This window comes from Cryobacterium sp. Y29, from assembly GCF_002929825.1.
Lineage (GTDB): Bacteria > Actinomycetota > Actinomycetes > Actinomycetales > Microbacteriaceae > Cryobacterium.
Genome location: NZ_PJJN01000029.1, coordinates 17618 through 41153, shown reverse-complemented (window position 1 = coordinate 41153; position 23536 = coordinate 17618). Strand labels below are relative to the sequence as shown.

The window sequence follows — 23536 nt, the reverse complement described above, 5'->3', positions numbered from 1 at the left end:
CCCAGCTAGGAAAAAACCTGATCATGAGCGAATTCTCCGCACTTAAAATCATTGTGCTGGCCGGTGGCATCTCCCACGAGCGTGACGTATCGCTGCGTTCTGGCCGGCGTATAGCGGATGCCCTCACCGACGAAGGCCATTCCGTCACCGTGCTCGACCCTGGCGCCAACTTGCTGGGCACGCTGGCAGAGCAGGTTCCTGACCTCATCTGGCCCACCCTGCACGGCGCCACCGGAGAGGATGGCGCGCTCCTGTCCCTTCTGGAAACCACCGGAATTCCTTTTCTTGGCTCGCGCGGCCCCGCAGCAGCCCTCGCCTGGAACAAAGCCATCGCTAAAGAGCTGGTCTTGCGGGCTGGTTTCGCTACTCCCCCAGCGATTGCCCTATCGACCGAAACCTTTCGTGACCTCGGCGCCGCGAGCGTGCTCGAGCACCTGGTGAGCGCCATCGGCCTGCCGCTCGTCGTCAAGCCAGCCCAGGGCGGGTCATCTCAGGGCGTCACGATCGTGCGCACTCCCGCCGACCTTCCCCGTGCCATGGTCGACGCGTACACCTACGCCGACACCGCCCTGGTCGAGGCCTACATTGACGGGACCGAAGTTACGGTCGCCGTACTCGACACCGGGGATGGCCCCGTGGCTCTGCCAATCGTGGAAATCGTCCCCCTCGACGGCGTGTACAGCTTCGAGGCCCGTTATAACGCAGGTGAGACGGACTTTTACACCCCCGCCCGCCTTGCTGACGCTATCTCCGCGACCGTCGCCGCGGCCGCAGTCGCCATCCACACTCTCCTGGGGCTGCGCCACCTCAGTCGAATCGACCTCATTGTCGACGCCGCCGGCACCCCCTGGTTTCTCGAGGCCAACGTACTCCCCGGCCTGACCGAAACATCCCTGGTTCCGCAGGCCATCGAAGCCGACCGCCGTACTCTCGGTGCCACCTACTCGGCCCTGGCAGCAAACGCCCTAGCCACTCAGTAGTGTGCCGTTTCACGTGAAACACTGTCGTACAGCGATCCTCGTGTTTCACGTGAAACACCGTCGTGCCGGCCAGCACGATCAGCATGTTTCACGTGAAACACGCCAAACCCGTCGCGTACGGGCAAACAGGGCAAACAGGGCAAACAGGGCAAACAGGGCAAACAGGGCAAACTAATATCCACGGTGCCAAAACACACCCAAGCACAAGGCGCACCTTTCGGGAGGACCACCGGCGCCGGGAGTCCGGTAAAACGATGTGCAGCCACCTCAGTACACCGTTTCACGTGAAACGTGACGCCGAGGAAGCCTCTCGTCAGCTCGCGCTAAAACCCGGTTCGCCGAGAACCGTCAGAATGCGATTCAGATCACCAATGGTCGCGAAATCGACTGTGATCTGGCCTTTCCTTAGCCCCAGATTGATCTTGACGCGGGTATCAAGGCGATCTCCAAGATGCTCTGCGATCTCGTCAAGGTGCCCTTGGCGTCGACCCGGCAGTGGTTTCGCTTTTGTTGCCCGGGGAACCGCAACTGCCGCGGCCTCAGCGGCGCGAACGGACAAGTCTTCTTCGACGATCTTGTCGGCGAGGCGTAGCATGCCGGCCGGGTCACCCACCGACAGAATCGCTCGCGCGTGACCGGCAGACAAAACACCAGCGGCGACACGCACCTGCACCGATTCCGGCAGTTTCAAGAGACGCAAGGTGTTGGTGATCTGCGGACGCGATCGACCGATGCGTTTTGCCAGTTCCTCCTGAGTAATGCCGAAGTCGGCAAGCAACTGCTGATATGCAGACGCTTCTTCCAGCGGATTCAGCTGGGCGCGGTGCAGATTCTCCAGCAACGCGTCGCGCAGCATGTCGACGTCGGCGGTTTCACGAACGACAGCTGGAATGGTGTCGAGCCCGACCTCCTTGGTGGCGCGCAGTCGACGCTCACCCATAACAAGCTCATATTTGCCCGGTTCATCAGCCAATGGCCTCACAACGATTGGCTGGAGTACCCCGACCTCGCGAATGCTGTGCACCAGTTCAGCAAGGTCATCCTCGTCGAAAATAGTTCGCGGCTGGGCCCGGTTGGGAACAATGTCGTGAGGATTCAGCTGCGCCAACCGGGCGCCCGCTATCAGCGGGACGTCGGAAGGAACTTCGGGGGAGGCATCCGTCAGAGCGGTTGCACTGCGCGGAAAAAATACATCGACCGGGCGGGGCGCAGACGTGTCGTCTTGCACCGGGATGAGTGCGCCGATACCGCGGCCGAGGCCGGTTCTTTTCGCCATTAGTGCTTTTCTTTCGTTTGGGGCTTATTTTCTGTTCGCGGCGCCCCACGATGGGCCATTTCAGCTGCTGCTTCAAGGTATGAAAGCGATCCTGCCGAGTTGAGATCGTAACTCACAACGCTCTGGCCGTAGCTCGGCGCCTCAGAAACGCGCACAGAGCGCGGAATAGCGGTGTTGAGGACCTGTTCCGGAAAGTGATCGCGCACCTCTTTGGCAACCTGGGTGGCCAGATTGGTCCGGCTATCGTACATGGTGAGCAGAATGGTCGAGACGACGAGCTCGGGGTTGAGATGCTTTTCGATTAGAGCGATGTTTTTGAGCAGCTGACTCAGTCCCTCGAGTGCGTAGTACTCGCACTGAATGGGGATGAGAACTTCGCGAGCGGCGACGAAAGCATTGATAGTCAGGAGACCGAGCGACGGTGGACAGTCGATGAAAACGTAATCGTACGGTTCGACCGCCTCGGCAAGGTACAGATCAAGAGCACGGCGGAGTCGTTGCTCGCGCGCAACGAGCGACACCAGTTCAATCTCGGCACCAGCCAGATGGATCGTAGCGGGAACACAAAACAAGGCACCGAATTCGGGGCTCTTCTGTACGACCTCAGCCATGGGCATATCGTTGATGATGACGTCGTAGACGCTTGGCGTCTCGGCACGGTGCTCAACACCGAGGGCAGTAGAAGCGTTGCCCTGCGGATCCAGGTCGATGACCAACACACGCGCGCCCTGGCGAGCGAGGGCTGCGGCGAGGTTGACCGCGGTTGTTGTCTTGCCCACGCCACCTTTTTGGTTGGAAATCGTCAACACCCGGGTCTGATCCGGTTTTGGCAACTCGCCAGCGGCAATTACCTGGCGGCGACGCGTCAGTTCCGCAATTTCACGGGCCAGCGGTGTTGTCGCATCGAAGCCTGCCGCCTTGCCGGTGTGCTGATCTTCAGCAGGATGTTTCACGTGAAACCTTTACGCTCGACGGTTGATGAGCCACCCGAAAGGGACCCCCGAACACCAAATCCAGTACCATTCGGAACTACTCCACTGTAGCTCTGATGACCCGGGTTACCTCAGGCAGCACGCCCGCGCCGAGGGTAATTACCTCAACCTTGCGCAGGCGATACTTGCGAATCGGCTTCGCCGCCGCTTCAATCTCACGCTCCGCCCCCTCGCCTTTCATAAGAATGAGCTCACCACCACTGCGCAGTAGGGGGGCAGTCAGCGGAATCAGCTTGCTGAACGCACTCACAGCGCGAGCAGTCACCTGATCAAGTGGGTGCGTCAGGCGTGCGTCTTCGGCACGAGCACGCACTACGGTCACATTCGGCAAGTGCAGGGCAGCAACCTGGTCATTCAGCCAGGCAACCCGACGTTCCATCGGTTCGATCAGCACGAAGTTCACGTCGGGCCGGGCGATGGCCAGCACGACACCGGGAAGACCAGCACCGGAACCAACGTCCCCCACGAGACCGGGACGTAAAAGCGGCGCCACAATGGCGCAATTGAGAATGTGCCGTGACCACAGACGCGGAAGTTCCAGTGGACCAATTAGCCCCAGAATTTCGCCCTGATCAGCTAAATTATTGGTAAACGCCCGCATGAGATCAATTTGGGGACCCAAAAGTTCTATCGCCGATAACGGCTCAATCTCCAGTGTGACCGGATCGAGCGCGCTCCCTGACGCGGGCGTGGATCCCGGCATCTTCGAAGCAGCTCGGAGCGGGTCCGGCGTAACAGATTGCGACATGACCAACGAGGTTACGCTGCGGTGATAACGGTGTGGCGGTCGCGGCCTTCACCGGACGACTCCGAGCGGTACCCACCATTGGCTGCGACGATGTCGTGCACGAGTTTGCGCTCGTAGGAGGACATGGCCGGCAGGTCGGCCGCGGTCGCCCCGCCCTCAATCCGCTCAATGGCGTGTGCTACGAGGGTCGCGAGCTCAGCTTCGCGCGTCTCGCGAGACCCACCGATGTCCAAGATCAGACGCGAGAAAGAACCCGTCTTATTTTGCACCGCGAGGCGAGTCAGCTCCTGCAGGGCGTTGACCGTATCTGGTTTGGAAAGCACTCGCAGATTGTCGGCGTCCGACGCTTTGACCGCTAGGTAGGCCCGTCCATTGCGGGCATCGATGTCAATATCGCCATCGAGGTCGCAAATATCGAGAAATTCCTCGATGTAGTCCGCGGCAATATCACCCTCACGCTCAAGCTGATCGGTCGTAAGGGGGGCCTCGGTAACGCTCCCGGTTTCGGGAGCGCCGGATGAGGGATCCGTTGGGTGAGCAGTTACATCGGCATTGTCAGCAGTGACAGTGCCCATTTCAGTGAGGCCGGTTTTGTCCGTCACGATGATCTCCACTACTTCTTCGGGCCGGTTTGTTTTTTGGCGCGGGCCTTGCCGACCGGCTGCTGGCGCTGAACGGGCTTGGCAGGCTCCTCCACCACAATGATGTCACCATCGGTCGCGATGAGCTTGCCCTTACGCGCCAAACGTTCTTCGCGGGCCTTGGCGGCTTCGCTGCCAGGGGTCGGCATGTTTCGAATGACCAGGAACTGCTGAATCATGGTCCAGATATTAGAGGTGAGCCAGTAGAACATCACGCCGAGCGGGAACGCGACACCGGAGAAGGCGAAGACGAGGGGGAGAAGGTAGAGCATGATGCGCTGCTGCTTGAACATCGGACTCGCCTTGGTTTCCGGCGACATGTTCTTGGAAACGATCTGCAACTGCGTGATGAACTGCGAAGCGGTCATAAGAATGACCATGGTGGCGGCGATGAGCATGACGGCGAGGTTGAAGTCGGTCCCGGCAATCCAGCGAGTCCACTGCGAGGCGAATGTGTCGTGCAGGGGAGCGTTACCAAAGAGCGTGGCATTACCGAAACTCTCCGCGAGACTTTGGTCCAGCGGACCGACACCGGCATTAGAACGCTGGGCGTCGTTGAGGACCGAGAAGAGTGCAAAGAAAATGGGCATCTGCAAGAGCAGTGGCAGGCACGAAGCCAGCGGGTTGGTCCCGGTCTTTTTGTACATGGCCATGGTCTCGCGGGACATCGCCTCGCGCGAGAACTGGTCTTTCTTCCCCTTGTACTTGTCCTGGATCTTCTTGAGCTGCGGCGCGACTTCGAGCATCTTGCGCTGGCTCTTGATTTGCCGTACGAAGATAGGAATCAGGGCGGCGCGCACGACCAAGACGAGGCCGACGATGGACAGCACCCACGTGATGCCGTCGTTGTAGCCCATCCCCAAGTTGGAAAAGAGCCAGTGGAAGGCTACGAGCAGCAGCTCGACCACCCATTTCAGAGGCCAGAGGATCGTACCTATGAGGTCCATACTGTGGGTTAGCCCTTTCCGTGGCTAGGTGCGACAACAAAACCGAACGACGTCAGACGAAAGCGACGCTTGCTTTTGAGTGGAACATCGTCAATGCCGCCTGGTGACCACGGATGACAATGGCTCAGCCTGCGCGCCGCAAGAGCACAACCCCACGCTAGTCCGTGTTCCTGAACGGCCCCCAGTGCGTAGGCCGAACAAGACGGGTAATACCGGCACACATCTCCATACAGTGGAGAGATCACGGCGCGATACACGCGAAGAACCACGACACCAACGTTGCGGGGTATCAAGATAATCGTCGCGAGTACCGGATTCATCGGCCCACACTCTTCTTCCGCGCGGACTGCGGGCGGGAGAGGGACTGGTGAACTTCATCGCGCAGCGCCTGCCACGCGACATTGCTCGCTCCCGGCAAAGCACGGATGACAACATCCGTTCCTGCCGGAACCAGTGGGAGCAGTTCGAACGTGACCGCCTTGAGGCGGCGCCGAACGAGATTGCGCTTCACAGCGTCACCCACATTCTTTGCGACGATAAAGCCGAACCGAACCGGAGCACCGGCGACATCAGATTGGACTCCAGCGTTTTTTCGCACATAAAGAACGGTATGCGCACCACTGATCCGCTGACCACGCCGAACGACGCCCTGATAGTCACTGCCGCTCGTAATGCGATTTATGTGAGCGAGCACGAGAACCTGGCGAGCATGAAAACCTACGCTGAGAGTTCGGTGCGACCCTTGCGACGGCGAGCACCGAGGATGGCGCGGCCCGCACGGGTGCGCATCCGCAGGCGGAAGCCGTGCACCTTGGCGCGACGGCGGTTGTTCGGCTGGAAAGTTCTTTTGCTCATAATTCAATCTCCACGTATTTGAATCACCGCTGGCCAATTCCCCTCGGCCAAAACAACAGCGCGCACAGAGTATGGAAGCCCGCGGGATGGGGTCAACTGATTAAAACTACGGCCTCGGCCACGTCTGGTCAAACTCAGACTCCGAATCGGGGGATTCTGCACAATAATGACCCCAACGTAAATACTGAAGGGAGGTTGCGTAGCGCCCGATGAATTCGCCTCGCTGCGCGGCATTGAGTACCGTAAAGTCAAGTTATCCACAGGTTGGTCGCACCAACCTGAGAATTCAGCTGATTTTGTACACAGGCGGTGGATAACTTTAACGATGAGTTCGGTCCAAGAACTCACACGGGCCTCCGAAACGGGCTCACGCGGACCGATAAGGCCGGCGGCCGGTGCCCGGCATTAAAGCCACCCGCATCCGCCGGTCGCCCAACAGTGAAAACTCGAAATGCACAGATTGTAGGAACAATGGCAGACGTAGAAGCGCCGATAGCTGAAACATGGCGGTCTGTACTGACGACGTTGGAATCCGACGCCACCATCACACCCATGCTGTACGGATTTCTCAGCCTGGTCGAGCCGAAGGGCATCGCGGCTGGCACGTTCTATCTCGAGGTCCCGAACGAGTTCACGGCCAGCATGCTCAACCAGCGGATGAGGGTTCCCCTGCTGACTGCGATGGGCCAGCTCGATGAGGCGACTGCCGTCTCAACCTTCTATGTGGTCGTCAACCCCGAACTCGAGCAGGAAGCGTTGCGACCGGTGCAACAAACGATGACCCCGCCGGACGTCATCACTCCCGCCCCCGCGCAATCGGTTTTTGAGGGTTCAGTCGCGGCACAACCCCACGAAACCCGGCTCAACCCCAAATACAGTTTCGACAACTTCGTGATCGGGCAATCAAACAGATTCGCCCATGCTGCCGCCGTTGCAGTCGCCGAAGCACCGGCCAAGGCATACAACCCGCTTTTCATCTACGGATCATCGGGCCTCGGCAAGACACACCTTTTGCACGCAATCGGCCACTACGCGATGAGCCTTTACCCCGGAATTCGTGTTCGTTACGTCAGTTCGGAGGAGTTCACTAACGACTTCATCAACTCCATCGCGAACAACCGCGGCTCGGCTTTCCAGGCTCGATATCGAAACATCGACATCCTCATGATCGATGACATCCAGTTTCTTCAAAACAAAGCGGAAACCCAGGAAGCTTTTTTTCACACCTTCAACACTCTGCACGACCACAACAAGCAGGTTGTGATCACAAGTGACCTGCCTCCCAAACACCTCACCGGCTTTGAAGACCGCATGCGCAGCCGCTTTGAGTGGGGCCTGATCACGGATGTCCAGGCTCCGGACCTGGAAACCCGCATCGCTATCCTGCGAAAAAAGGCGCAGAGCGAGAAACTGCAAGTCCCACACGACATTCTCGAGTTCATGGCGTCGAAGGTCTCGTCTAACATTCGTGAGCTCGAAGGCACTTTGATTCGGGTCACCGCCTTCGCTAGCCTGAATCGCACGCCGGTGGATATGGATCTGGTACAGACAGTTTTGAAAGACCTGATCACCCTGGACGAGGACAACGTCATCGCTCCAGTTGACATCATTACGAATACGGCCAACTACTTCAAACTGTCCGTTGATGACCTCTATGGATCCAGCCGGTCTCAGGCAATAGCTACCGCCCGTCAAATTGCCATGTACCTGTGCCGCGAACTCACGAATCTTTCCCTGCCCAAAATCGGTCAACTGTTCGGTAATCGGGATCACACGACCGTGATGTACGCCAACAAGAAGATCAGTGAACTGATGAAGGAACGTCGCTCAATTTACAACCAGGTGACCGAGCTGACCAACCGCATCAAGCAGGATCATCGGTACAAGTAGGTCACAAGCTTCGCTGCAGGTCAGAACCACCGCTGTGGCGCGAAAATTTGAGCGGTCCCTTCGGACGGTTTAGGCAGGTACGCCTTGCTTAGGCCCGGAGGGACCGAATTTTTTTTAGTTTTCACACCTGTGGATAACCCTGTGGAATTAACTCACACAACCGGTCATCGCCTGTAGAAACTCGGGGGCACCCTGTGGAAACGTGTAATTCTTCCGCCGCGCGCTTGCCCAAACGAATGACAAACTTCCACAGCTCGCTCACAACTTACAAACGTGTAATTCCCAATGCCTGAGCTGTTTTCACAGAGTTATCCACAGTTTCCACAACGGTTAAGAAGATTAACAAGAATTTCTTAACCTTGATCTAGCCGACAACCTTGACGGCCGGCGCCGCTCAACCACGACGGTAACGAACCAGCCCGTGAACACAGCTAGCATTGAGGACCACCCACTCGCCCGTCGAACGCAAGGAATGTTTCGTGAGATTTCAGGCCAATCGGGATGTCTTCAGCGAAGCAGTGTCCTTCGCGGTCAAACTTCTGCCTCAGCGCACCACCTTGCCAATCCTCAGTGGCGTCCTCATTGAAGCCACCGCCACCGGTTTGATTCTCTCCTCGTTCGACTATGAGGTTTCTGCTCAAACGGAGATTCTGGCCGAGGTTGAGGAGACCGGCAAGGTTCTCGTGTCGGGGCGTTTGCTCGCTGAAATCGCCAGTCGTCTGCCCAACGCACCGGTACGTTTTTCCACGGAAGATTCCCGCATCAAGGTCAGCTGCGGCTCCGCAAGCTTCACCCTCCTGTCTATGCCCGTTGAGGAATACCCCAGTATTCCTATCGTCACGACCCAATCGGGACTCGTTCCGGCTGAGGAATTCGCGGCGGCTGTTGCCCAGGTCGCTGTAGCGGCGTCGCGAGATGACGTCACCCCTGTTATCACCGGCGTACAGCTTGAGGTCACCGAAAACAGCCTGAGCCTGGTCGCCACCGACCGGTACCGCGTTGCGGTTCGAGAAATTGACTGGGACGCGGGCAGTAACACGGCGGACAACGCGCAAGGCACCGTCACGGCCCTCGTACCGGCCCGTACCCTGCAGGAAGTCGGTAAGACTTTCGGCCACAGCGGAACCATTTCGGTCTCGATCACCAACAGCGACGATCGCGAGCTGATCGCGTTCACCGCGAATAAGAAAACCGTGACCTCGTTGCTGATCAAAGGCAATTTCCCGCCAGTTCGCCGGTTGTTCCCGGCCACCGTTGACAACTATGCGGTGATGAACACGGCTGACCTCATCGAAGCCACCCGGCGCGTGCAACTTGTACTGGAACGTGAAGCCGCCTTACGTTTCACCTTTGCCACTGACGGGGTCACCTTGGAAGCCGTGGGCTCCGAGCAGGCACAGGCCTCGGAAACTATTGATGCCATCCTGTCCGGGACCGAAACCGTCGTCTCACTCAAGCCGCAGTTTCTTCTGGACGGGCTCAGCGCTGTCCGCTCCGAATTTGTGCGGATCTCGTTCACGAAAACAGAGAATCCGAATAAGCCCGGGCCGGTGTTGATCACCAGCCAGACCTCGCGCGAGCAAGCCGGAGTGGACAGCTACAAGTATCTGCTCCAGCCCAACCTGCTGCTGCGCTAACGCCGGTGCGGGTTACCCACCTCTCACTAACCGACTTTCGAAACTATTCGAACGCCGAGGTTGCTTTTGTCCCGGGTCCGAACCTCATCGTCGGGCGCAATGGACAAGGCAAAACCAACCTGGTCGAGGCACTCGGCTTTCTCAGCACACTAGGGTCGCACCGAGTCTCCACGGATAAGGCGATGATTCGCGCCGGCCAGGATGCCGGCATAATCCGAGCCAGACTCGAATACAACGGCCGCGATATCCTGGCCGAGGTGCAGCTCAATCGATCCGGTCAAAACCGGGCTCAAGTTAATCGGTCGGTTATCAAGACCCGTGATCTGCCCCGGTATTTTTCGAGTGTGGTCTTTGCACCGGAGGATCTGGCCCTCGTCCGAGGCGATCCATCGGGGCGTCGTAAGTTTCTCGACCAGCTTTTGGTGCTGCGTAATCCGCGCCTGGCCGCAGTGCTCAGCGATTATGATCGTGTGCTCAAGCAGCGCAATACCTTACTCAAATCGGCCCGAGCATCGGGAGTGCGTGGTAACCAGCTCTCGACCCTCGAAATCTGGGATGAAAGGCTCGTGGAATTCGGTTCTGAAATTATCGACGAACGCGCCAAACTTGTACGGCAGCTCGGTGAACCGTTGCGTGCGGCGTATCGAGCCGTCGTCAATGAAGACCATGGTCCGGCCCTAGTCGCGAGCTTGAGCATCCTCGGTGCTGATGAAGACGCCGAACTCGGCGTGGTCATGCCTATCGCCTCTCAACCGGCGGCGTCGGTAGAGTCCTCTACCAATGAGATTTTTCGCGCAGCGCTGGTCGGCCTGCGAAAGCGCGAGTTGGAACGAGGCATCACCCTGGCGGGACCGCACCGCGACGACCTGGTGTTCATGCTCAACGCCTTGCCGGCCAAAGGCTATGCCAGCCATGGAGAATCGTGGTCGTTCGCGCTGTCGTTGAAACTTGCATCCGCTTCGCTGTTGCGGCAAGAGTCAGCCAGCGGAGACCCGGTTTTGATCCTCGATGACGTTTTTGCCGAGCTGGATCTGGACCGCCGGGCCAGGTTGGCCGCCGCGATCGAGACGTACGAACAGGTTTTGATTACGGCCGCGGTTCTCGAAGACGTCCCCGCTGCGCTTGTGGCACACACCATCCACATTCATGCCGGAGTCGTCACCAATGGTTGACGAAAATGTTCCACGTGAAACAACCGAAGCAGACGATTCGGTGGAATTTAGTACCAGTGAAGCTACCAACGTCTACCTGCGCTTCAAGAGCATTTTCGGTGATCCCAACGCCAGGCGTGCGCGCGGTCGTAAGCGAATTGCGCCGGTTGCTGGCTCGAGTGTTCCGTTCGGGATAGGACGCGACCCGCGCGGTCTCGGCGACACGATCAATTCGCTGACCCTGCAGTTGGGGTGGAACTCACCGTTGGCCCAGTCTGAACTTCTCGCGACGTGGGCAGAGCTTGCGGGCGAAGAAACTGCCAATCATTCGACCCCGGCCGGCATCGACGACGGTGTGCTCACGGTGCGCTGTGAATCCACCGCTTGGGCGACCCAATTGCGACTCATGCGCAATGTGATCATGGAACATATTGCAAATCGGTACCCGGATGCTGGTATTCAATCAATTCGTTTCCAAGGGCCCAACGCGCCGTCCTGGAAAAAGGGCCCCAGATCAATTCCAGGGCGTGGTCCACGCGATACCTACGGGTAACCCCACATTTAAGGTCAACCCCTTGAACAAAACGCGTCAAACAGCGATTATGGCCTGTTCATCTTCCCCTGTTTGGTAGACTGAGGGGTCGCCCGTGCGATGGTCAGGAGCCTAATTTCAGATGACAGTTGAACCGACGCCCGAACGTCCGTCCCCAGATATATCCCCAGTCATTTCCCAGCAACAGGGGGAGCGGGAAACGGAGCATGAATACGGTGCCGATGATATCCAGGTGCTTGAAGGCCTGGAGGCCGTTCGTAAGCGACCCGGAATGTACATCGGGTCCACTGGACCACGCGGACTACACCATCTCGTGTATGAGATCGTCGACAACTCCGTCGATGAAGCTCTTGCGGGCCACTGTGACACTATCGACATTCGAATCCTGGCCGATGGCGCGATTCGCGTCGAGGACAACGGTCGCGGCATTCCAGTCGACATCCATAAGGCAGAGGGACGCTCGACCGTCGAGGTAGTACTCACCGTGCTTCACGCTGGCGGTAAGTTCGGCGGCGGTGGATATTCCGTCTCCGGTGGTCTGCACGGCGTGGGAAGCTCCGTCGTCAATGCCCTGTCAAGCCGTCTCGAGGTCGAGGTGCGCCGCCAGGGATATATCTGGCGTCAAAGCTTCGCTAACGGTGTTCCGAACGCTCCCCTCGAACAGGGCGAAGCCAACGACGAAACTGGCACGACCATCACGTTCTGGCCGAGTGCTGAAACTTTCGAGACGATCGAGTTCGACTACGAAACCCTGCGCGCGCGTTTTCAGCAGATGGGCTTTCTCAATAAAGGCCTGCGACTCACCCTCACCGACGAGCGTGAAGACCACCAGGCCGATGATGGCACAGCCGTCAGTAACACCTTCAAGTACGACCAGGGGCTCGTCGACTACGTCGAATACCTCAATCGCGCCAAGAAGGCCGACCTTGTCAACGATGAGATCATCTCCTTCGAGTGGGAAGACCAGGAACGCAAGATGGCCCTTGAAGTGGCCATGCAGTGGACCACTGCCTACACCGAGAGCGTGCACACCTATGCAAACACGATCAACACGCACGAGGGTGGAACGCACGAAGAGGGTTTCCGCGCCGCACTGACCACGCTGGTGAACAAGTACGCCCGTGAGAAAGGCATCCTGAAAGAGAAGGATGACAACCTCACCGGCGATGATGTCCGCGAGGGTTTGACAGCGGTCGTATCGATCAAGCTCGCCGAACCACAGTTCGAAGGCCAGACCAAGACCAAGCTCGGCAACACCGAGGCGAAATCGTTTGTGCAGAAGGTCGCCAACGATCAACTCACCGACTGGTTCAACCGCAATCCGAACCCGGCCCGCGAAATCATCCGCAAGTCCCTGCAGGCCTCAAACGCTCGAATGGCAGCCCGAAAGGCTCGCGAAACCGCGCGCCGCAAAGGGTTGCTCGAGGGTGGGGGTATGCCAGGCAAGCTCAAGGACTGCCAGAGTAAGGACCCGTCGCTCTCCGAAATTTTCATCGTGGAGGGAGACTCGGCCGGCGGCTCGGCCGTGCAGGGACGTAACCCCGAATTCCAGGCCATCCTGCCCCTTCGCGGCAAGATCCTCAACGTGGAGAAGGCGCGCCTCGACCGTGCCCTCGGTAACAATGAGGTTCAAGCGATGATCACGGCCTTCGGCGCCGGCATGGGGGAAGAATTCAACCCCGATAAGGTTCGGTACCACAAGATTGTTTTGATGGCCGACGCCGATGTCGACGGCCAGCACATCACCACCCTGCTTCTGACCCTGCTGTTTCGCTACATGCGCCCGCTGATCGACCTGGGTTATGTGTACCTCGCTCAACCGCCGCTGTACCGTCTTAAATGGAGCAACTCTGCGCACCAGTACGTGTACTCCGACGTGGAGCGCGATGCGCTCCTGGCCGACGGAGCAGCGTCCGGCAAGCGCATCCCGAAAGACAACGGAATCCAGCGCTACAAGGGCCTCGGCGAGATGGACTACAAGGAACTGTGGGAAACCACCATGGCTCCCGAATCCCGCACCCTGCTGCAGGTCACCCTGGACGACGCGGCATCTGCCGACGAGATCTTCTCCACCCTGATGGGTGAAGACGTCGAATCACGACGTAACTTCATTCAGAAAAACGCGAAGGACGTGCGTTTCCTTGACATCTGACGACACCACGGGCAACTCCGGTTCAACTAACCCGGACGAGGCGGCTGCAACCGCGGCCGCTGCGGCAGCCCACCTCGTGCAGCACGGCAAGATCGACCAGGTCGACCTTCAGCTGGAAATGCAGCGTTCCTACCTCGATTATGCGATGAGCGTCATCGTCGGGCGTGCGCTGCCCGACGTGCGCGACGGTATGAAGCCCGTGCACCGACGTGTGATTTACGCCATGTTCGACGGCGGCTATCGACCGGACAAGGCCTTCTCCAAGTGCGCCCGCGTCGTCGGAGACGTGATGGGACAATTCCATCCGCACGGTGACTCGTCGATTTATGACGCGCTTGTGCGTCTCGTTCAGCCGTGGAGCCTGCGGTATCCGCTCGCCCTCGGCCAGGGCAACTTCGGTTCCCCCGGCAACGATGGTGCGGCAGCCCCGCGATACACCGAGACCAAAATGGCCCCGCTGGCCATGGAAATGGTTCGGGACATCGACGAGGACACCGTCGATTTTCAGGACAACTACGACGGTCGAACCCTCGAGCCGACCGTGCTGCCGGCCCGCTTTCCGAACCTGTTGGTCAACGGCTCGGTCGGAATCGCGGTCGGTATGGCCACCAACATTCCACCGCACAACCTGCGTGAGGTTGCCGCCGGCGCCCAGTGGTATCTCGAGAATCCCGACGCTACGCGCGATGAGTTGCTCGAAGCGCTGATTTCCCGCATCAAGGGACCTGACTTTCCCACCGGCGCCCAGATTCTGGGAGTCAAGGGTATTCAGGACGCCTATCGCACCGGGCGTGGCTCGATCACCATGCGGGCGGTTGTGAGTATTGAAGAGTTGCAGGGCCGAACCTGCCTCGTCATCACCGAACTGCCCTACCAAGTGAACCCTGACAACCTCGCGATCAAGATCGCGGACCTGGTCAAGGACGCCAAAGTCACCGGCATTGCGGACATCCGCGATGAGACCAGTGGTCGCACCGGCCAGCGCCTTGTCATCGTGCTCAAGCGCGATGCCGTCGCCAAGGTCGTGCTGAACAACCTCTACAAGCACACGCAGTTGCAGGAGAATTTCGGTGCGAATATGCTCGCCATCGTCGACGGCGTACCGCGTACCCTCGCCCTCGATGGTTTCATCTCGGCCTGGGTCGCTCACCAGGTCGAGGTTATCGTTCGGCGCACCCAGTTCCGCCTGAACAAAGCCGAGGCGGATGCGCACATTCTGCGCGGCTACCTCAAGGCACTGGACGCCCTCGACGAGGTGATCGCGCTCATCCGTCGCTCGAACACGGTCGACGACGCCCGAGAAGGCCTCATGGCCCTGCTCGACGTCGACAAGTTGCAGGCCGACGCGATTCTCACCATGCAGTTGCGTCGCCTCGCCGCCCTCGAGCGCCAGAAGATCATCGACCAGGCTGCCGAGCTCGAATTGCAGATCGCGGAATTCAAGTCGATCCTGGCCAGCCCCGAGCGTCAACGAACGATCATCAGTGAAGAACTCGCCGAGATCACCGCAAAGTTCGGAGACGACCGCCGCACCGAGATCATGTTCGGTTTCGACGGCGATATGTCGGTCGAAGACCTCATCCCTGAAGAGGAAATGGTGGTCACCGTCACGCGCGGCGGCTACATCAAGCGCACCCGTAGCGACAACTACCGCAACCAGCACCGCGGCGGCAAGGGAGTCAAGGGTGCCCAGTTGCGCGCGGACGACGTGGTCGAACACTTTTTCGTCACCACTACGCACCACTGGCTGTTGTTCTTCACCAACACCGGTCGGGTTTACCGGGCCAAGGCCTATGAGGCCCAGGAATCCGGCCGCGACGCTAAAGGCCAGCACGTGGCCAATCTGCTCGCGTTGCAGCCAGGGGAGGAAATCGCGCAGATCCTCGATATTCGCGACTACGAGGTGGCCCAGTATCTGACCCTCGCTACCCGCGACGGCTTGATCAAGAAGACTGCGCTCAGTGAGTACGACACCAACCGCACCGGCGGCATCATCGCGATCAAGCTGCGCGAAGGCGACGAACTCGTGTCCGCCCTGCTCGTCGAAGATGACTCCGACCTACTGCTGGTCTCTCGTAAGGGCATGTCGATTCGCTTCACCGCGACCGACGAGGCGTTGCGCCCGATGGGGCGCAGCACGTCCGGCGTGATCGGAATGCACTTTCGCGGTGAGGACAACCTGCTGGACGCATCCGTTATCAACGACGATGGCTATGTCTTCGTGGTGACAGAGGGTGGTTACGCCAAGCGCACCGCGGCTGACCAATACCGGCTGCAGAATCGTGGAGGCCTCGGGATCAAGGTGGCAAAGCTCAACGACGATCGTGGTGACCTGGTCGGTTCGTTGATTGTCAACTCCGAGGATGAGGTTCTTGTGGTTCTTGCCAGTGGCAAGGTGGTACGCTCTCACGTCGCTGAGGTTCCGGCCAAGGGTCGGGACACGATGGGCGTTGTATTCGCGAAGTTCGCGGATGACGACCGAATCATTTCCATCGCGAAAAACATCGAACGTAATCTGGTCGCCACCGACGAAGAAGGCGTTACGGATGCCGACGCACCAGCTGGTGCCATCGACACCACTGCTGCGGAGGACGCTGTTCCAAACGCGGATTCAGGGAAAGTAGAGACACCGAATGAGTAGCGTTGCCGAAAAACTCGCAAAAAAATCCACTCGCAAGACCGCGAGCAAGCAGGTTCGCCTCAAACTGGTCTACGTTGATTTCTGGTCGAGCGTAAAACTGTCATTCTTGGTGGCGGTCTGCCTCGCCATCGTTACGATCGTGGCGACCTTCCTCACCTACACCGTTCTGGTGCAGACCGAGGTGCTGACCACGGTTGACGAGTTGTACGCAACCGTCGCGGGAGAATCGGCCGATCTGGCCGCCATCCTCTCGATCGGCAATGTCATGGGCTTTGCGGTCGTCGTGGCCGTGCTGAATATTGTCGTGATCACTGCTCTCGGTGCCATCTACGCTGTTCTGTACAACTTGAGTGTCAAAATCACCGGCGGGCTCCTCGTCGGCTTCACCAATAACTAATCGGTTATTTTGCGCGATTGAGGGCTGTTTTTACCGTAAAACAGCCCTCGTATGCCGAATTCACGTCGTTTCTTCTTCAGGAGGATGACTCGATTTCAAGTTCCGGCCAGATTCCGGTAGTCTTCAATCTGCTCACGAGGGGGATATAGCTCAGTTGGTTAGAGCGCTTCACTGATAATGAAGAGGTCCCAGGTTCAAATCCCGGTATCCCCACGCAGTACCAGATTCACTCCGAATCCAGCGCTTGCGCTGAATGTTCGGCCTGAGAAATCGGGGCCATAGCTCAATTGGTAGAGCGCCTGCTTTGCAAGCAGGAGGTCCGGGGTTCGATTCCCCGTGGCTCCACAGTTCAGGCACAAGGCTCGTCTTCGGACGGGCCTTTCGTGTACCGTTCCGTGTCGCCGTGTCGTTCACCGACGGTCGGCAGCCTCCTGTAGTGCTCCTCTCAAGCTCCCAGCGGAGCAGTGTTGGGTGATAGAGCGCTTAACGCGGCAGAGCCCACATCCGATGGATGCGGGCTCTGCTTGAGCTGGTGGCCTTCGCTTAGTCTTCCTGCGTGCTCGGTTCGACTTCATCATCGGTGACCCAGAGCTCGTCGTCGGCGCGAAAAGTCTGCCAGACGGCGTACGCGACGCCTACGGCGGCGACCACGGCCAGGCCGAGGGCGAAGTACGTCCCGGCGCCAGGGCCCTTCGGTTCGACCACAACGGGCTTCTGAAAGCGGATGCGGCCCAGTGCAGCCCGGACGCGGGCGTCGCGTGCGACGTCCCCGACGGACATGACCGTTCCGATCGCGCTTCCGATTCCGGGTAGGACGTCGTTGACCACGCGGCGTCGTACCCCGTCGGCGACGTCGTGGGTAGCGTTCACGCCCGGGCGAACGTAGTGGTCATAGCCCTCGCGAACGCGCGGACCTACTTCTTCGCGAGCGAGGACGCCGGCGTGGTGACCGGCCTGGCGAGCAAGAACATTGGCCCGCTCTAAAACCTCTTGTTGGTGGCTCCATAATTCGTCTGCGCTTTTGCGCAGCCGAGTGAGTTCCTTGCGGCGCTTGCGTGACAGGCTCATCTAGACCCTCCATCGATGTCGTGTGGCGAATGTATATCCATCTTGCCACTGAGTGCCCATCATGCTACTCAATCTTCGTCTTACCAGCGAATGCACTGGGAGCGCACGCTGGGAGTCAGATTCGGTGGAGATTGCTGTGCGAGAATCGGGGGTATGTCTAAGCACACCGCTGTCGCCACCCTGAATACCACCCTCGGACCCATCAAGGTCAACCTCTTCGGCAACCACGCGCCGAAGACGGTGAAGAATTTCGTCGGCCTTGCGACCGGCGAAATCGAGTGGAAGCACCCCGCAACGGGCGCCGCTTCCTCTGCGCCGCTCTACGACGGAACCATCTTTCACCGCATTATCAAAGACTTTATGATCCAGGCCGGTGACCCGCTCGGCCAGGGCACCGGTGGCCCGGGCTACCAGTTCGATGACGAAATCAGCCCCGACCTCGACTTCACCCAGCCCTACGTGCTCGCCATGGCAAACGCTGGAATTCAGGGGGGCCATGGCACGAACGGCTCGCAGTTCTTCATCACCGTCGTTCCGACCACGTGGCTGCAGGGTAAGCACACCATCTTTGGTGCTGTCGAAGACGAAGACAGTCGCGCAATCGTTGCCAAGCTCGCCACCGTCGCCACGGATGGGCGCGACCGTCCCCTCGAAGATGTTTCCATTCAGAGCGTTTCTGTCGAGTCCGTCTAACCAGTATCCCCGTACAGAGAATGAGTGATCTGCCGGTCTCGGCGGCGAATTTTTGTTACCGCCATCCGGGGCGGCAGAGCTTCATTCTGTGTCAACGTTGCGGCCGCACCATCTGTACCGAGTGCCAAACTCAGGCTGCTGTCGGGGTTATCTGCCCTGAGTGCATGAAAATCCAGCGTAAGAACGCTCCCCGCATCAAACCAGCCGTGCTCACCAGATTGACCGGCAGTGGCCAGCCGACGGTCACCTATGCCCTCATCGCGCTGACCGTATTCATGTTCGTGCTGCAATGGATCCCGGGCCTCGGGATCACGCAGCGATTCGCATACGTACCAGCCCTCACCATCATTGAGCCCTGGCGCATGTTGACCAGTGTCTTTCTGCATTCGCAGGGCGGACTGCCGTTTCACGTGCTGCTGAACATGTATGCGCTGTGGTTATTCGGTCCGATGCTGGAGGGAATGCTCGGCCGCGGACGTTTTCTGGCCCTGTATCTGATCAGCGGGTTCGCGGGTTCGGTCGGCGTTCTCGTTTTGGCGCCGTACACCTCCGTCGTTGGGGCATCAGGGGCTCTATTCGGGCTCATGGGTGCGTTCCTGATCATTCAACGCGGTCTGGGTGGAAATTCGAAGCAACTGCTGGTGCTCCTCGGAATCAACGTTGTCGTGAGCTTCATTCCCGGTATCGCATGGCAAGCCCACCTCGGCGGCATCGTCGGGGGTGCGCTGATCGGTTTCGTGCTCATGCGTACCCGTCGACCGAAGCAAAAGGTCGTGCAGATCGTTTTGATCGCGGCAGTTGCCGTTCTCTTTGTGGCTATTGCCGTACTCAGGATTCTGAGTCTGCTCGCACCGGTGGGCTAGCTGGCGGCGGGAGCTCGCCGGGTCCACCTTGAGTTATCCACAGGTTTATCCACATGGGGATAATTACACCGGTGTCATTACCGCCGATACAGCGCCTCGGTGACCGAGCGATTAGCGTTCAATGAACAGTTTGCGAACGGCGCTCGATCGAGCCGAAGAGTTAGCGCCAGCGGGTGGTCATGAGGAAGCCTATGAAGGCAATTCCAAACCCGACCAGGATGTTCATGGCACCGAGCCCCGCGATGGGAAGCTGGCTGCCACTGACGTAGAACACGATGATCCAGGCCAGACCGAGCAGCATGAAACCGAACATGACCGGCTTGAACCAGACGGCGTTGGGAGCGTCCTCGTTCGAGCGGGCAACATCGGTGCGGACGGACCGGGTGCGAGAATTCTTACGTGCCATTCTGTGATCCTAGCGTCTTCGCCTGTTTGAGTGGACATGATGCGGGGGCTGGAAGTCAATCAGGTCGGTAGACTCGTTGCATGTGTCCCCAGGCAGATGATCCCATCGAGATCGTCAGCAAGCGCCCACGGCGGGCGAAATCGGGCAAGATCACCGTCACCGGCGTGCTGGGCGAACTTCTCATCACCGCAGGCATCCTCGTGTTGCTCTTTCTGGGCTGGCAGCTGTGGTGGAATGACATGGTCATGGCGAACTCACAGACCTCGGCTGCAAGTGAGGTCAGCCAGGACTGGATCGAGCAGAACACGTCAACAGCCAAACCCGTTCCCATCGTCGATCCGGCCAAGCCGGGTACCGTACCGGTCTCCGTCGACAACGGAGATCCGGTCGTGCCTGCCGTTCCAGCTAACGCCACAGCTTTCGCGGTGCTGTACGTTCCCCGTTTCGGAGCTGACTATCACCGCACCATTGCCGAGGGCACCGGCCACGACGTCTTGAACAGCAATCGACTGGGCATTGGGCACTATAAGGGCACGCAAATGCCGGGGGAGGTGGGCAACTTCGCCCTTGCCGCCCACCGCAGCGCTTTCGGCGGTGGTATGCATCTGATCCATGAATTGCAGCTCGGGGATGCCATATACGTTCAGACTGCCGACGGTTACTACACGTACCGGTATCGCGATACCGAGTACGTGGCACCTTCGCAGGTACAGGTGCTGGCATCCGTTCCGAACCGGCCCGACGCGACCGCCGTCGACCGCATCATCACCCTGACCAGCTGCAACCCGCTCTACTCCACCGCGGAACGTATCATCGCTTACGGCGTGCTCGAATCGTGGCAGCCGCTCGCGTCCGGCGCTCCCGCCGAACTCGCACCGATCATCGCAGCACAGGGCTAGGAGGCTTCCATCTACGCAGCACTATGGCGTGTTCTTCCCGGACCAATCTGGGTGCGCATTATTCTTGTTCTGATCCTGCTGATGGCCGTACTCGCCGTACTCGCCACCTGGACGTACCCGTGGATCGACGGCATTCTCAACAATCAGGAAGCGACAGTGGGCGGCTCATGACCCGTATTCTCGTGATCGACAACTACGACAGTTTTGTCTATACGCTCAACGGTTATCTGATGGAACTCGGCGCGGATACCGAAGTCGTGCGCAACGACTCCTTCGAAAAAGCGGATGCCGTCTCCCGCCTCGCCGACTTTGACGGTGTGTTGATCTCGCCGGGTCCCGGTAAGCCTTCGGACGCTGGTGTGTCCATTGCCGTCGTCGAAGCGGCACTGACCACCGATCTGCCCCTGTTCGGCGTGTGCCTTGGCCATCAGGCCATCGCTGAAGCATTCGGGGCCACGGTGACCAATGCCGAAGAACTCATGCACGGCAAAACATCGCTCATCACGCACGACGACAGCGACTTCTACGGCGGTGTACCGCAGCCATTCACGGCCACCCGGTACCACTCGCTCGCCGTCGTCGCGTCGACCGTTCCGAGTGACCTCATCGTGACGTCACGCACGCAGGGCGGCGTCATTATGGGGCTGCGGCATGCATCCGCTCCCATTCTGGGCGTGCAATTTCACCCGGAGTCGGTGCTCACCGAGGGCGGCTACCTCATGCTCGGCAACTGGCTGGCCTTGGCTGGCCTGGAGGGTGCGCGGGAGACCGCGAAGTCTCTGCATCCGCTGTTACGCCTCAGCTGAGTCCACTCGGCGCGTTTTAGCCCTGTACCCGGGCACTCGTGCGTTTTGGCCCTGACTAGGGCAGGAAAGACGCTGGAGGCCGACAGTGGTATCGGCGACGGACCAGGCTGCGGGGCCCACCCTGTAGCCGTGGGCCCAGTTTATAAACTGGGCCCACGGACGGGGCCCGGGCCCCGTCCACACGATGCTAGGTGCCGGCGCAGTAGGTCAGGGTGATCTCGGAACGTTGCGGGACGTCACCGGGCGCCAGCGACTGGGCTTTGATCGGGGAACCGGATTGCTGGGCGCAGGTGTAATCCGCCTGCGAATCCGGCATGAGGCTTTCATTGTTGACGAGGTCGATCGCGGCCACGAGGGACTGGCCGGTCAGGTCGCCGAGGGTGACGAGCCCGCTTGAGACGGTGTAGTTCACGATGACGCCGGAGAACTCGGATGCGGCGGCGGCCGGATCGGTGCGGATGACCACGTCGACGGCCACGGTCGGCGAATTCTCAGCGGTGACCGATCCGGAAACGAAACCGAGCCCTTCGATCGCGGCCTGGGCGTCTGCTATGGGTTGGTTGGTGACGTCAGGAACTACAACGGGTACCGGGCCGGTGGAGACGAAGATCTTGATCACGTCCGAGGGGTTGACGATGGTGTCGGCCGGAGGGTCGGTGCGAATCACCTGATCGGCGGGTACCGTGGTACTCGACTCCCCGGCACGGGTGGCAGCGAGATCCAGGTCGAGAAGCGTGTTTTGGGCCTCATCGAAGGTCTGGCCAGTGAGTGAGGGCACCTTTCGTGAGCTGTCGGGCAGTTCCACCGACGGTTGCAGGTTCGCCACCCAGATCATGACCGCTACGACGATGACGACGACGCAGACGATTCCAGCCCACACCCAGATCACCGGAGGGCGCCGCTGCGTGCGCACCATAGTCGGATCTTCGGAGAGCTGCTTGAGGGCGAGGGCCGAGCCGGTGACGGCGGTGGGCGCGGCGCCGAAGAGTCCGGCGCCAACCTCTTCGCCGGCGTGATGGAGAGGAATCTGGCCGGATCCGGCGGTCTCGACATCGCCCCGAAATTCGACGGCGCTCTGATATCGGGCGAATCGGTCCTTGGCCAGGGCGTGCAGCACGACCGAGTCGAGGGCCGGCGACACTCTCGGGTTGAGCGCAGACGGTTTGACCGGCATCTCACTGACGTGCTGGTAGGCGACTGCGACGGGCGTGTCACCGCGAAACGGCGGTCGACCGGTGAGCATTTCGAACAGCACCACACCGGTCGAATACAGGTCGGTGCGCGCATCGACGGACTCACCCTTGGCCTGCTCGGGGGAGAAATAGGCAGCGGTGCCAAGGATTGCCGTGGTCTGGGCGACCGTCGTGGCCGAGTCGGAGATAGCGCGGGCGATGCCGAAGTCCATCACCTTCACTTGACCGGACTTGGTGATCATGATGTTGCCTGGTTTGATATCGCGGTGTACGACGCCCGCCCGGTGCGAGTATTCGAGAGCGGTCAGAACCCCGTCGATGATGCGTACAGCCTCTGCGGGTTCAATCGCACCCTCACGGATGATGTCCTTGAGCAGCCGGCCGTCGACGTGTTCCATGACGATGAACGGAATCTGCGAGTCGTGGCCCGACTCATCGGTGACGGTCTCCTCACCGGCATCGAACACGCGCACAATCGTGGGGTGCGCCATCCGTGCGGCGGCTTGCGCTTCCTGACGGAAGCGGGTGCGAAACGCCGGATCAGCCGCGAGGGTCGACTTGAGCAGTTTGATCGCTACCGTGCGACCGAGCCGGGAATCGGTGCCGATGTGCACATCGGACATTCCGCCACGGCCCAACAGGGCCCCGACACGATAGCGACCGGCGATCAAACGACCAGAGTCAGCCACGTACGCACTCCCCCACAATCAGACACCGTATTCGGGTTGGACACAGTGACCGTTACTTT

At 59.5% G+C, this 23536-nt stretch carries 23 protein-coding genes and 2 tRNA genes; 14 read left to right on the top strand and 11 right to left on the bottom strand.

Annotated elements, in window-relative coordinates; all coding sequences use genetic code 11:
* The first annotated feature begins 23 nt into the window (after positions 1 to 23).
* The gene (locus CXY74_RS05235) at positions 24 to 980 is read left to right on the top strand and encodes a D-alanine--D-alanine ligase (protein WP_104199460.1); all 957 of its coding nucleotides are present in this window, start codon (positions 24 to 26) and stop codon (positions 978 to 980) included.
* A gap of 313 nt (positions 981 to 1293) precedes the next feature.
* Here CXY74_RS05235 and CXY74_RS05230 read toward each other — a convergent pair whose 3' ends face one another.
* The 8 genes from CXY74_RS05230 to rpmH all read right to left on the bottom strand — a co-directional run bounded on the left by CXY74_RS05230 (position 1294) and on the right by rpmH (position 6439).
* Entirely contained in the window at positions 1294 to 2256 is a 963-nt protein-coding gene (locus CXY74_RS05230; RefSeq protein ID WP_104199459.1) for a ParB/RepB/Spo0J family partition protein, read from the bottom strand.
* The gene (locus tag CXY74_RS05225) at positions 2256 to 3209 is read right to left on the bottom strand and encodes a ParA family protein (RefSeq protein WP_104199458.1); all 954 of its coding nucleotides are present in this window, start codon (positions 3207 to 3209) and stop codon (positions 2256 to 2258) included. Before CXY74_RS05225 ends, CXY74_RS05230 begins: the two co-directional genes overlap by 1 nt.
* A gap of 76 nt (positions 3210 to 3285) precedes the next feature.
* Positions 3286 to 3951: a 16S rRNA (guanine(527)-N(7))-methyltransferase RsmG gene (rsmG, locus tag CXY74_RS05220; RefSeq protein WP_104199457.1), complete on the bottom strand. Its 666-nt coding sequence runs from the start codon at positions 3949 to 3951 to the stop codon at positions 3286 to 3288.
* A 56-nt stretch (positions 3952 to 4007) separates the two neighbouring features.
* A complete protein-coding gene (locus CXY74_RS05215) occupies positions 4008 to 4571 on the bottom strand; it encodes a R3H domain-containing nucleic acid-binding protein (RefSeq protein WP_104199569.1) in 564 nt (187 codons plus the stop codon).
* Between the two features lie 38 nt (positions 4572 to 4609).
* Positions 4610 to 5584, bottom strand: a complete 975-nt coding sequence (yidC, locus tag CXY74_RS05210) for a membrane protein insertase YidC (RefSeq protein WP_104199456.1) — start codon at positions 5582 to 5584, stop codon at positions 4610 to 4612.
* 8 nt (positions 5585 to 5592) lie between these two features.
* Complete coding sequence (yidD, locus tag CXY74_RS05205) at positions 5593 to 5904, bottom strand: membrane protein insertion efficiency factor YidD (RefSeq protein ID WP_104199455.1); 312 nt, start codon at positions 5902 to 5904, stop codon at positions 5593 to 5595.
* Positions 5901 to 6278 carry a ribonuclease P protein component gene (rnpA, locus tag CXY74_RS05200; protein WP_104199454.1) on the bottom strand — a complete coding sequence of 126 codons (378 nt, stop codon included), beginning with the start codon at positions 6276 to 6278 and terminating at the stop codon, positions 5901 to 5903. The genes yidD and rnpA overlap by 4 nt, the downstream gene beginning before the upstream one ends.
* 23 nt (positions 6279 to 6301) lie before the next feature.
* Complete coding sequence (gene rpmH / locus CXY74_RS05195) at positions 6302 to 6439, bottom strand: 50S ribosomal protein L34 (protein WP_010204566.1); 138 nt, start codon at positions 6437 to 6439, stop codon at positions 6302 to 6304.
* A gap of 471 nt (positions 6440 to 6910) precedes the next feature.
* On the opposite strand from rpmH, the gene dnaA reads away from it, so the two are divergent.
* The 9 genes from dnaA to CXY74_RS05150 all read left to right on the top strand — a co-directional run bounded on the left by dnaA (position 6911) and on the right by CXY74_RS05150 (position 17205).
* The gene (gene dnaA, locus CXY74_RS05190) at positions 6911 to 8329 is read left to right on the top strand and encodes a chromosomal replication initiator protein DnaA (protein ID WP_104199453.1); all 1419 of its coding nucleotides are present in this window, start codon (positions 6911 to 6913) and stop codon (positions 8327 to 8329) included.
* Positions 8330 to 8808: 479 nt separating this feature from the next.
* Entirely contained in the window at positions 8809 to 9966 is a 1158-nt protein-coding gene (dnaN, locus tag CXY74_RS05185; protein WP_104199452.1) for a DNA polymerase III subunit beta, read from the top strand.
* Between the two features lie 5 nt (positions 9967 to 9971).
* Complete coding sequence (gene recF, locus CXY74_RS05180; RefSeq protein WP_104199451.1) at positions 9972 to 11138, top strand: DNA replication/repair protein RecF; 1167 nt, start codon at positions 9972 to 9974, stop codon at positions 11136 to 11138.
* Positions 11131 to 11670 (top strand): DUF721 domain-containing protein, encoded by a 540-nt coding sequence (locus CXY74_RS05175; RefSeq protein ID WP_370446125.1) that lies wholly within the window; start codon positions 11131 to 11133, stop codon positions 11668 to 11670. The genes recF and CXY74_RS05175 overlap by 8 nt, the downstream gene beginning before the upstream one ends.
* A gap of 121 nt (positions 11671 to 11791) precedes the next feature.
* Positions 11792 to 13822 (top strand): DNA topoisomerase (ATP-hydrolyzing) subunit B, encoded by a 2031-nt coding sequence (gene gyrB, locus CXY74_RS05170; protein ID WP_104199449.1) that lies wholly within the window; start codon positions 11792 to 11794, stop codon positions 13820 to 13822.
* Positions 13823 to 13898: 76 nt separating this feature from the next.
* On the top strand, positions 13899 to 16463 hold the full coding sequence (gene gyrA / locus CXY74_RS05165) for a DNA gyrase subunit A (protein ID WP_233193233.1): 2565 nt from the start codon (positions 13899 to 13901) through the stop codon (positions 16461 to 16463).
* The gene (locus CXY74_RS05160) at positions 16456 to 16860 is read left to right on the top strand and encodes a DUF3566 domain-containing protein (protein WP_104128758.1); all 405 of its coding nucleotides are present in this window, start codon (positions 16456 to 16458) and stop codon (positions 16858 to 16860) included. Before gyrA ends, CXY74_RS05160 begins: the two co-directional genes overlap by 8 nt.
* A gap of 139 nt (positions 16861 to 16999) precedes the next feature.
* Positions 17000 to 17073 (top strand) — tRNA-Ile (locus tag CXY74_RS05155).
* 59 nt (positions 17074 to 17132) lie between these two features.
* Positions 17133 to 17205: transfer RNA gene (locus CXY74_RS05150), tRNA-Ala, on the top strand.
* Between the two features lie 198 nt (positions 17206 to 17403).
* On the opposite strand, the gene CXY74_RS05145 is transcribed toward CXY74_RS05150, so the two are convergent.
* A complete protein-coding gene (locus tag CXY74_RS05145; protein WP_104199447.1) occupies positions 17404 to 17928 on the bottom strand; it encodes a hypothetical protein in 525 nt (174 codons plus the stop codon).
* Positions 17929 to 18081: 153 nt separating this feature from the next.
* Between CXY74_RS05145 and CXY74_RS05140 the strand changes: the two genes are divergently transcribed.
* Both CXY74_RS05140 and CXY74_RS05135 read left to right on the top strand, forming a co-directional pair.
* Positions 18082 to 18621 (top strand): peptidylprolyl isomerase, encoded by a 540-nt coding sequence (locus CXY74_RS05140; protein WP_104128760.1) that lies wholly within the window; start codon positions 18082 to 18084, stop codon positions 18619 to 18621.
* Positions 18622 to 18785: 164 nt separating this feature from the next.
* Positions 18786 to 19484, top strand: a complete 699-nt coding sequence (locus CXY74_RS05135) for a rhomboid family intramembrane serine protease (RefSeq protein WP_370446124.1) — start codon at positions 18786 to 18788, stop codon at positions 19482 to 19484.
* A 160-nt stretch (positions 19485 to 19644) separates the two neighbouring features.
* Here CXY74_RS05135 and CXY74_RS05130 read toward each other — a convergent pair whose 3' ends face one another.
* Positions 19645 to 19890, bottom strand: coding sequence for a cell division protein CrgA (locus tag CXY74_RS05130; RefSeq protein ID WP_104199445.1), 246 nt, complete (start codon positions 19888 to 19890; stop codon positions 19645 to 19647).
* Between the two features lie 80 nt (positions 19891 to 19970).
* Here CXY74_RS05130 and CXY74_RS05125 point away from each other — a divergent pair, with 80 nt between their 5' ends.
* Together CXY74_RS05125 and CXY74_RS05120 are read left to right on the top strand one after the other, a co-directional pair.
* The gene (locus CXY74_RS05125) at positions 19971 to 20789 is read left to right on the top strand and encodes a class E sortase (protein WP_104199444.1); all 819 of its coding nucleotides are present in this window, start codon (positions 19971 to 19973) and stop codon (positions 20787 to 20789) included.
* A gap of 167 nt (positions 20790 to 20956) precedes the next feature.
* Complete coding sequence (locus CXY74_RS05120; RefSeq protein ID WP_104199443.1) at positions 20957 to 21595, top strand: aminodeoxychorismate/anthranilate synthase component II; 639 nt, start codon at positions 20957 to 20959, stop codon at positions 21593 to 21595.
* A gap of 187 nt (positions 21596 to 21782) precedes the next feature.
* Here the strand turns inward: CXY74_RS05120 and pknB are convergent, their stop codons facing one another.
* On the bottom strand, positions 21783 to 23477 hold the full coding sequence (pknB, locus tag CXY74_RS05115; protein ID WP_104199442.1) for a Stk1 family PASTA domain-containing Ser/Thr kinase: 1695 nt from the start codon (positions 23475 to 23477) through the stop codon (positions 21783 to 21785).
* Positions 23478 to 23536 lie beyond the last annotated feature (59 nt).

What these genes read in the sequence shown, in the direction of transcription:
- CXY74_RS05235 (WP_104199460.1), top strand. Translation starts at nt 24, where the DNA reads ATGAGCGAATTCTCCGCACTTAAAATCATTGTGCTGGCCGGTGGCATC.
- CXY74_RS05230 (WP_104199459.1), bottom strand. Translation starts at nt 2,256, where the DNA reads ATGGCGAAAAGAACCGGCCTCGGCCGCGGTATCGGCGCACTCATCCCG.
- rsmG (WP_104199457.1), bottom strand. Translation starts at nt 3,951, where the DNA reads ATGCCGGGATCCACGCCCGCGTCAGGGAGCGCGCTCGATCCGGTCACA.
- CXY74_RS05215 (WP_104199569.1), bottom strand. Translation starts at nt 4,571, where the DNA reads ATGGGCACTGTCACTGCTGACAATGCCGATGTAACTGCTCACCCAACG.
- yidC (WP_104199456.1), bottom strand. Translation starts at nt 5,584, where the DNA reads ATGGACCTCATAGGTACGATCCTCTGGCCTCTGAAATGGGTGGTCGAG.
- yidD (WP_104199455.1), bottom strand. Translation starts at nt 5,904, where the DNA reads ATGAATCCGGTACTCGCGACGATTATCTTGATACCCCGCAACGTTGGT.
- rpmH (WP_010204566.1), bottom strand. Translation starts at nt 6,439, where the DNA reads ATGAGCAAAAGAACTTTCCAGCCGAACAACCGCCGTCGCGCCAAGGTG.
- dnaA (WP_104199453.1), top strand. Translation starts at nt 6,911, where the DNA reads ATGGCAGACGTAGAAGCGCCGATAGCTGAAACATGGCGGTCTGTACTG.
- CXY74_RS05175 (WP_370446125.1), top strand. Translation starts at nt 11,131, where the DNA reads ATGGTTGACGAAAATGTTCCACGTGAAACAACCGAAGCAGACGATTCG.
- gyrB (WP_104199449.1), top strand. Translation starts at nt 11,792, where the DNA reads ATGACAGTTGAACCGACGCCCGAACGTCCGTCCCCAGATATATCCCCA.
- CXY74_RS05160 (WP_104128758.1), top strand. Translation starts at nt 16,456, where the DNA reads ATGAGTAGCGTTGCCGAAAAACTCGCAAAAAAATCCACTCGCAAGACC.
- CXY74_RS05145 (WP_104199447.1), bottom strand. Translation starts at nt 17,928, where the DNA reads ATGAGCCTGTCACGCAAGCGCCGCAAGGAACTCACTCGGCTGCGCAAA.
- CXY74_RS05140 (WP_104128760.1), top strand. Translation starts at nt 18,082, where the DNA reads ATGTCTAAGCACACCGCTGTCGCCACCCTGAATACCACCCTCGGACCC.
- CXY74_RS05135 (WP_370446124.1), top strand. Translation starts at nt 18,786, where the DNA reads ATGAAAATCCAGCGTAAGAACGCTCCCCGCATCAAACCAGCCGTGCTC.
- CXY74_RS05130 (WP_104199445.1), bottom strand. Translation starts at nt 19,890, where the DNA reads ATGGCACGTAAGAATTCTCGCACCCGGTCCGTCCGCACCGATGTTGCC.
- CXY74_RS05125 (WP_104199444.1), top strand. Translation starts at nt 19,971, where the DNA reads ATGTGTCCCCAGGCAGATGATCCCATCGAGATCGTCAGCAAGCGCCCA.
- CXY74_RS05120 (WP_104199443.1), top strand. Translation starts at nt 20,957, where the DNA reads ATGACCCGTATTCTCGTGATCGACAACTACGACAGTTTTGTCTATACG.